Origin of the sequence: Halomonas sp. BC2 (genome assembly GCF_002078115.1) — a bacterium.
In the GTDB taxonomy this organism is placed as follows: Bacteria; Pseudomonadota; Gammaproteobacteria; order Pseudomonadales; family Halomonadaceae; genus Vreelandella; species Vreelandella stevensii.
This window is the reverse complement of the sequence record NZ_LFGT01000009.1, coordinates 339,892-347,831: the sequence shown is the minus strand read 5'-3', so window position 1 is coordinate 347,831 and position 7,940 is coordinate 339,892. Positions and strand designations below refer to the sequence as shown.

General features: G+C 60.7%; 7 protein-coding genes. 4 read left to right on the top strand and 3 right to left on the bottom strand.

Annotated features, from left to right (window positions below):
- The 3 genes from B7L71_RS08025 to B7L71_RS08015 all read right to left on the bottom strand — a co-directional run.
- A partial coding sequence (locus B7L71_RS08025) for a M48 family metalloprotease (RefSeq protein ID WP_249273202.1) occupies positions 1-773 on the bottom strand: 773 nt, incomplete at its 3' end.
- Between the two features lie 325 nt (positions 774-1,098).
- A complete protein-coding gene (locus tag B7L71_RS08020; protein ID WP_081137183.1) occupies positions 1,099-1,695 on the bottom strand; it encodes a LemA family protein in 597 nt (198 codons plus the stop codon).
- 48 nt (positions 1,696-1,743) lie between these two features.
- On the bottom strand, positions 1,744-3,051 hold the full coding sequence (locus B7L71_RS08015) for a DUF945 family protein (protein ID WP_081137181.1): 1,308 nt from the start codon (positions 3,049-3,051) through the stop codon (positions 1,744-1,746).
- Between the two features lie 201 nt (positions 3,052-3,252).
- Here B7L71_RS08015 and folE2 point away from each other — a divergent pair, with 201 nt between their 5' ends.
- From folE2 to B7L71_RS07995, 4 genes are all read left to right on the top strand, one after another.
- A complete protein-coding gene (folE2, locus tag B7L71_RS08010) occupies positions 3,253-4,149 on the top strand; it encodes a GTP cyclohydrolase FolE2 (RefSeq protein WP_081137308.1) in 897 nt (298 codons plus the stop codon).
- Between the two features lie 44 nt (positions 4,150-4,193).
- Positions 4,194-6,209, top strand: coding sequence for a threonine--tRNA ligase (thrS, locus tag B7L71_RS08005; RefSeq protein ID WP_081137306.1), 2,016 nt, complete (start codon positions 4,194-4,196; stop codon positions 6,207-6,209).
- A gap of 144 nt (positions 6,210-6,353) precedes the next feature.
- Positions 6,354-6,878, top strand: a complete 525-nt coding sequence (luxS, locus tag B7L71_RS08000) for an S-ribosylhomocysteine lyase (RefSeq protein WP_081137179.1) — start codon at positions 6,354-6,356, stop codon at positions 6,876-6,878.
- 81 nt (positions 6,879-6,959) lie between these two features.
- Entirely contained in the window at positions 6,960-7,880 is a 921-nt protein-coding gene (locus B7L71_RS07995) for a ketopantoate reductase family protein (protein ID WP_081137177.1), read from the top strand.
- Positions 7,881-7,940 lie beyond the last annotated feature (60 nt).

The window sequence follows — 7,940 nt, the reverse complement described above, 5'->3', positions numbered from 1 at the left end:
GCTCTTGCTCCGAAGGCGCTGGCTGCAAGGCTTCGAAACGACCGTGCCAGTCGGGCAGAACGCGCTGAATGCGCGACTTGAGCGGCGGATGCGTCGCCATGAGCTGGCCTTAGCCCCGACGACACTCCTTGACTGAAAAACAGGTGGCTGAATTCGGCCGCCTGAGGTGCCGAAAGGTGCGAGCCCTTGGCATGGGCTCCCACTTTCACCAGCGCACCGCCTATCCCCTGTGGGTTGCGGGTGTACTGCACGGCTGCCGCATCGGCCAGATACTCCCGCTGACGGCTCACCGCCGATTTGATCAGCCCGCCAAAGAAAGTGCCCGCGTAGCCGATCAAGGTGAGCGCCAGCCCAAGGCCCAGCACTATCGCCGCCGAGTTGTCGCGCTTGTTGCTGCTGACTCTTCGAAAGCGCAAGCTGCGCAACATCATGCCGCCTGCCAGACCAATCAGCAGCACGCCATGCAGCAGGCTCACCAGCCGGATGTTCAGGCGCATGTCGCCGTGCAGAATATGGCTGAACTCATGGGCGACCACCCCCTGCAGCTCATCGCGGGTGAGCTGCCGAATGGCGCCTCGGGTAATGCCCACCACCGCATCGGCAGGCTGATAACCGGCCGCAAAGGCGTTGATCCCCTCCTCTTCCAGCACGTATACCGCAGGCACCGGCGTCCCGGAGGCAATGGCCATCTCCTCGACTACATTCAGGATCCGCCGCTCGTCGTGATCGCGCGTGTCGAGGTTGATCAGACGGCCGCCCAGCGCTTCCGCCACCACACGGCCGCCTCGACGCAGCTGGCGCTGCTTGTACAGCCCCCCGAACCCCACCCAGCGCCAGCACGCCGACAGCCACCGCCACCAGCAGCTCCCAGGAGAGCATGGTCAACACCCCCTGCTCGACCGACTGAGCCTGACTGCCGCTGGCGCCCATCATGTACAGCGCAATGGCCACCACTAGCGTGGTCACGCCAATCAACGAGACGATGGCGAGGAGCAACAGCACCACCCAACGGCCCGTGTTGCGCCTGGCGTGGTCTTGTGCGGTAAAGAAATCCATGGCATTGGCCTCCCTGTGGTCACCCGGGCCTGGGCATCACGTCTAGAACGAGACGCTCGGCGCCGTTTGCAGTTGGGCGCTGTCTTCGAAGGTCAGCAGCGTGGCATCCTGCCCATGCCCCAGCATGCCCGCCACGGCAATCGGCGGGAAACTCTGGCGATAGGTGTTGTAGTGCATCACCGCGTCGTTGAACGCCTGACGGGCAAACGCTACCTTGTTTTCGGTGCTGGTCAGCTCTTCCGACAGCTGCTGCATGTTCTGCGAAGCTTTCAGGTCCGGGTAGGCCTCCATGACCACGTTCAGCCGCCCCATGGCCTGAGTCAGCGCGCCCTCTGCACCACCCAATTGCGCCATGGCCTGGGCGCTGCCAGGGTTGGCCGCGGCGGCTTTCAGGCCGGCGGCGGCGGTGTTACGCGCTTCGATCACCGCCTGCAGCGTTTCCCGCTCATGATTGAGGTAGCCCTTGGCGGTTTCCACCAGGTTGGGAATCAAGTCGTGACGCCGCTTCAGCTGCACCTCGATTTGCGCAAAGCTGTTTTGAAAGCGGTTGCGCAACGACACCAGTCGGTTGTACACCGACACCATATAGACGGCGATCAGAGCCACCACCACCAGCACGATAACCATAGTGAGCATCATGATATTTCCTTCCGTAGACCCAGGTTCATGGAGAGCGGGTGTGCCCCATTACATGATCGGCTGACCATTGATCATCAGGCTTCCTTCTTGCCAAAGCACTTCCTGCTCTTCCGCCTCGCTATCCAGCATGGCGGCAAACGGCATCGGAATAAAGCCCAATACCAAATCGGGAGGTGTGGTTACGGTCAACGCCAGGCTCAGGCGACGGCTGAGATACTCCTGAGCCTCGAAGGGGCTCATCATCTGCTCTTCGCTCATCAGGCCTTCGGGTAACGGCTGCCCAACCGGCCAGAAGGCACCGTAGAGCGCTCCTTTGGCGAGGTCCTGACCGTCGAAGGCCATGTGTGTGGTGAAGCGAGGCTTGAAGTCGATGCCCAGGTCGGGCAGTACGATATGGGCCTGCAGGGGGTCGATGGCCATGGTGGGGCTGGCAACCAGCATGGCGTAGCTGCTTTCCAGAGCCTCGGCCATCAGCACACGCTCTTGCTCGGCATCCACCGGCACGCCGCGCTCTTCGGCATCCAGGTGCATGGCCATGAGGGGGGCATAGGCTTCTTGAAAGGCTTGCAGCGCCTCCAGGTCCCAGTTGTCGGCACTCACCTCGAAGGCCACGCTACCAAAGGACGTATCATCCACGCCCATCTCGTCAATCCGGAAATGGCCGCTCTGGTGGACGATGACCTCCCCTCGTGACTCGCTCTCCGACTCCATACCCTCCAGGTAGACCCGCACGCCTTCCACGAATATTTCCGTGCGCGGTATGTCGAGACTCTGCAGCAGCACGGGTTCGCCTTCGTGATGACGAGTGTTCAGGATCAGCCGTGGCGTCGCCATGCGCACGGTTTCATTGTCGCCATGGTAGGTGATTTCCTGAGCCCGGGTATCCAGGTGCCAATGCCCGTCGGCACCGCGATCGAGCCCCACCACCAGCTGGTCGACCAGCACATCCAGCGCCACGCCATCCAGCTCGGTGGCGCTCAGCTGCCCTTCGATGGCGGAACGTGTTGCCTTGAGGTCGATATCGATGACGCCCTGCACCAGAGCCTGATTGGGCACGATTTCGCCGGTAATATCAGCGCTCAGCGCCCCGTGCTTGACGAACAGGTTGACGTCCGCCGTGGCGTCTTCGAACCCGCGCATGGCGATCGTGGCCGTGGCTCGGGTATCGAAGAGGCCCTTGTCGATCTGCACATCATGCACCTCGTAGGAGACCGACCGATCCAGCTCGGCGAGGCTATCGGCCAGCGCCTGCTCCACCTGATTGCCCACCATCGCCTGAGCTGCGACATACCCACCAGCGCCAACCACCAGCACACCTGCTGCCGCCACGCCCCATCCCTTTGCACTCAACGCCATGCCTAGCCCTCTCGATAGAATATGTTGCCAACATCAACATAAGAATAATTATCAATGATGCCAGATTCGTTTCAAAAAGAAACGTCGATTCAGCGCCTGTCACTGGTTATTGGCCATTTGCACACACGAGGGCAGCGAGCTATCATCGCATCGAGTATTTGTTATGTTATAACATTCCATCAATTGACCGCCGAGCTGCTCATGAATCACACGCTGCAAGACATCGCCCGCACCTCCAGCCGCCTGCATGGCACGCTAAGCTGGGTGGGCATGGAAGGCATCGCACTGCCGCTGAAGGTAGCGGGCCACACTCTGGCAGGCCGCGCGTCGGCAGGCGTCAGCCTGGACGACCGCCAGGCCCGCGGTATCCACATGTCGCGGCTCTACCTGGCCCTGGCGGCCCTTGAACATCAGCAACTCACCCTGGGCACTGTTCGCCAGATCCTGAACACGTTTCTGGCCAGCCATGAGGACCTTTCCCAGCAGGCATTTCTGGAGCTGGCAGGCGATGCCCTGCTCAATCGCCCTGCGCTGATCAGCCCGCTCGCCGGATGGAAAACCTACCCTTTCACCCTCCGCTGCCGCCTGGGGCCTGACGGGTTCGACGCAGAGCTGAGCCTCAGCGTTGGCTACTCCTCCACCTGCCCTTGCTCTGCAGCGCTGGCCCGTCAGCTGATTCAGCAGGCGTTTGCCGAAGACTTCACCGATATGCCCGTCAGCCGCGAGGCCGTCCACGCCTGGCTGGGCAGCGAACAGGGCATTCTGGCCACGCCCCACAGTCAGCGCAGTCAAGCCCATGTCAAGGTTCGGCTGGCAGACGGCGAGAACGACCTGCCACTGCTGGCCCTCGTCGACAAAGTGGAACACGCCCTGGGCACGGCTCTGCAAACTGCCGTCAAGCGTATCGATGAGCAGGCTTTTGCGCTGGCCAATGGCCAAAACCTGATGTTCTGCGAGGATGCCGCCCGTCGCCTGCACCACACCCTGTCGCAACAGTCTTTCCTTTCAGGCTTTGCGCTCAAGGTGGTGCACGCTGAAAGCCTGCACGCCCATGATGCCGTAGCACGCAGCGAGTGGAACTGGAGGAGCCTGCCATGAGCCGCTGGCATACGCTCGTTACCACTGACCATGAGAAACCCCACATGCCCCATACGTCCCAGGCGCCAGACGCACTCGTCACGATCACCCTGCCGGACCAGCAACAGCTCCAGTTGGCATCTCCTACCAGCGTGGCCAACGTAGCCGCTGCCATTGGCCCGGGCCTGGCACGCCGCACGTTGGCCGGCCGCGTCAACGGCGAGTGGGTCGATGCCTGCGACCCCATCACCCAGGATGCCGAGGTTGTCGTCATCACCGATCAGGATCCTGACGGTCTCGATATCATCCGCCACTCCTGCGCTCATCTGCTTGGGCACGCCGTCAAACAGCTCTACCCAGCAGCTGAAATGGTGATCGGCCCCGTCATCGAAGATGGCTTCTATTACGATATTGCCTACGCGCGCCCCTTCATGCCGGAGGACATGGCCGCCATCGAAACGCGCATGAAAGCGCTGATCGACCAGGAGTACGAGGTCGGCAAGCAGCGTGTTGCCAGAGATGACGCGCTAACGCTCTTTCGTCAGCGTGGCGAAAGCTATAAGCAGCGGTTGATCGAAGAACTGCCGGATGAACACTATCTGGGGCTCTACTTCCATCAGGAATACGTCGACATGTGCCGCGGCCCCCATGTGCCCAACACCCGGTTTCTCAAGCACTTTACGCTGACCAAACTGTCGGGGGCCTATTGGCGAGGTGACGCACGCAACGCACAGTTGCAGCGTATCTACGGCACTGCCTGGGCAGACCGCAAGGCGCTCAAGGCGCATCTGCGACGCCTGGAAGAAGCAGAAAGACGCGACCACCGGCGCCTGGGGCGCCAGCTTGGGCTCTTCCACTTTCAAGAAGAAGCCCCGGGCTCGGTCTTCTGGCACCCCGATGGCTGGACGGTGCTGCAGACATTGATCAGCTACATGCGACGCCGCCAGCAGAGCAGTGGCTACGTCGAGGTCAATACGCCCGACATGATGGACCGCAGCCTATGGGAAACCTCTGGGCACTGGCACAACTATCAGGAGCACATGTTCACCACGAACACGGAAGACGGCCGTGCCCTGGCACTCAAACCCATGAACTGCCCCGGCAGTGTGCTGCTGTTTCGTCACGGTCTGAAGAGCTATCGAGACCTGCCCATTCGCATGGGAGAGTTTGGCAAGGTACATCGTTACGAGCCTTCGGGGGCGCTCCACGGGCTGCTGCGTGTTCGGCACTTCACCCAGGACGATGCCCATATCTACTGCACCCCCGCGCAAATGAACGAAGAGTGCCGCCGCGTCGTGGCGCTGGTGCTCGATATCTATCGCGAGTTCGGTTTCGAAGACGTGAATCTGAAACTGTCTACCCGTCCCGCCAACCGCATGGGCAGTGATACCCTATGGGATCAGCTCGAGGACGCGCTGACCACGTCCCTCGACAGCATGGACCTGCCGTACCAGATCAACCCCGGCGAGGGGGCCTTCTACGGCCCCAAGCTGGAGTTCGTGCTGCGTGATGCCATTGGCCGCGACTGGCAATGCGGCACTTTGCAAGTGGACATGAACCTTCCCGAACGTTTCGGTCTCGACTACATCGACGAACAGGGCCAACGGCAGCGTCCGGTACTTTTACACCGCGCGCTGTTCGGCTCTCTGGAGCGTTTCATGGGCATTCTGATTGAGCATCACGCTGGCAAGCTGCCGCCCTGGCTGGCCCCTCGACAAGCGGTCGTTCTGTCGATCACCGAGGCGCAGGCGGACTATGCCGCTACGCTGGCAGAAGCTCTTTGCGGCGCAGGCATTCGCGCTCACGCTGACGTTCGCAATGAGAAGATCGGCTATAAAATCCGTGAACAGACGCTGCAATGCCTACCGTTTCTGCTGATCGTCGGCAAACGCGAAGCTGCGGAAGGTAGCGTCACTCTGCGTCAACGGGACGGCACGGAATTGGGAACGTTGCAGGTAGATGCGGCCATCCGCCTGTTGGCAGATCACACCCAGCCCCCCGACCTTGCAGCTCGGCAACGGGCGCAAGCCGAACGCCTGCAACGCCTTCGCGCTCCCATCCACACAGAAGAAACGGTATGAAAGCAGAGACTGATTGATCTATCTCATTCACGACTGAAGCGCCAGCGGGAGCGGGTGGACCCCCAACCACGAGAAGCCCGTGAGCCGCTGGTCAGTGGCTATCGTGGTACCATGCCATACCGTTTACCGTCACCTGGAGGCAACATGCCACTACTTGATAGTTTTACCGTCGACCACACCATCATGAATGCCCCCGCCGTGCGGGTTGCCAAAACCATGACCTCGCCTTCCGGCGACACCATCACCGTTTTCGACCTGCGCTTCAACAAGCCCAATGACACCATGATGGGCGAAAAGGGCATTCACACGCTGGAACACCTATTCGCAGGCTTCATGCGCCAGCACCTCAATGACGAGCACGTCGAGATCATCGACATTTCGCCCATGGGCTGCCGCACTGGCTTCTACATGAGCCTATTGGGAAGCCCCAGCGAATCCCGCGTCAGCGAAGCCTGGCTGGCCGCCATGCACGACGTGCTGGCCGTCAAACGCATGGAAGACATTCCCGAACTCAATGAATATCAGTGCGGCACCTTCGTGATGCACTCATTGGAAGAGGCACAGCAGATCGCCCAAGAGATCATCGACCAGGGCATTGGTGTGAACAAAAACGAAGACCTCACTCTGAGTCGTGAGCGGCTGGCCAGCCTGGGCAACGCGCCGAGCTAGCGCTCATTTCTCTTTGCTACACGTCACCACCCGGTCAGGTTCGCCATGACGCCAACAAGTCCCTGATAAAGACGTATAACGATGAACACCCACTGGATTCTTGGCCCCGGGGCCATTGGCCGCTTGTTGGCACACTCACTGGCACCGCTTACTGAGGTGGCCGTCATTGGCCGCCGCCCACTGCCTGGCCAGCAAATACTGACCACGCCGGAAGGCGAAACACGTGCGCAACACTTACCTTCGTTCACCGCTGAACGATTGGCGGCTGGTGCGGCGGCACCGCCAGCTTTCGTGCACATCACTACCAAAGCGATGGTTGCCGAGGCGTCGCTGGCGAGTGTAGCCAGCGTACTGCCCTCCTCGACTCCCCTGGTGCTATGGCAAAACGGTTTTTATGCCCAGCCGCGCATCAGCCAAACGTGGCACGGCCCGGTACTGTGCGCGACGACCACGCAAGGCGCTTATGTAACCGGCGATGACAGTGTCGTCCACGCTGGTCGCGGGCCTACGTTTGTGGGGGATTTGGACAATCAGCACACAGCATTAGCGACCACCTTGGCAGCACTGCTGAGTAACGCCGGATTTACCGCCACGGCGGTAGGTGATATTCGCAGCCGCCTATGGCAGAAATTAGCGGTGAACGCGGCAATCAACCCGTTGGTAGCCCTGCATGGTGTGCGTAATGGAGCGTTGCGCAGCGATGCCTACTCAGGCCGTGTGATAGCTGTGGTAGAGGAAGTGGCGACGATTCTAGAAAAAGAAGGTATTGCACCGCCAAACGGTGGTGAAGGGAAAGCCGCTTGGCTGGCGTTGGTGTGGCAGGTGGTAGAAAACACCGCAAATAACAAGGCTTCGATGTTGCAGGATGTGGAGGCGAAGCGGCTAACCGAGCGCGGCGCTATTCTTGGGCCGTTGATTGAGAGCGCGAAACGGCATGGGTTGTGGTGTGAAGTGTTGAAGGGGTTGGATCAGGAGCTGGTGTTGCTGGAGGCGGGGTTTTAATTGGGTTTGGGTGGTTTGATCGTCGCGCGCTAAAGCGCCCTCCCACAAACGCACCCAAAG

Excerpts from the sequence above, each read along its gene's own strand:
- B7L71_RS08020 (WP_081137183.1), bottom strand. The coding sequence starts at position 1,695 with ATGATGCTCACTATGGTTATCGTGCTGGTGGTGGTGGCTCTGATCGCC.
- B7L71_RS08015 (WP_081137181.1), bottom strand. The coding sequence starts at position 3,051 with ATGGCGTTGAGTGCAAAGGGATGGGGCGTGGCGGCAGCAGGTGTGCTG.
- folE2 (WP_081137308.1), top strand. The coding sequence starts at position 3,253 with ATGAATCACACGCTGCAAGACATCGCCCGCACCTCCAGCCGCCTGCAT.
- thrS (WP_081137306.1), top strand. The coding sequence starts at position 4,194 with ATGCCCCATACGTCCCAGGCGCCAGACGCACTCGTCACGATCACCCTG.
- luxS (WP_081137179.1), top strand. The coding sequence starts at position 6,354 with ATGCCACTACTTGATAGTTTTACCGTCGACCACACCATCATGAATGCC.
- B7L71_RS07995 (WP_081137177.1), top strand. The coding sequence starts at position 6,960 with ATGAACACCCACTGGATTCTTGGCCCCGGGGCCATTGGCCGCTTGTTG.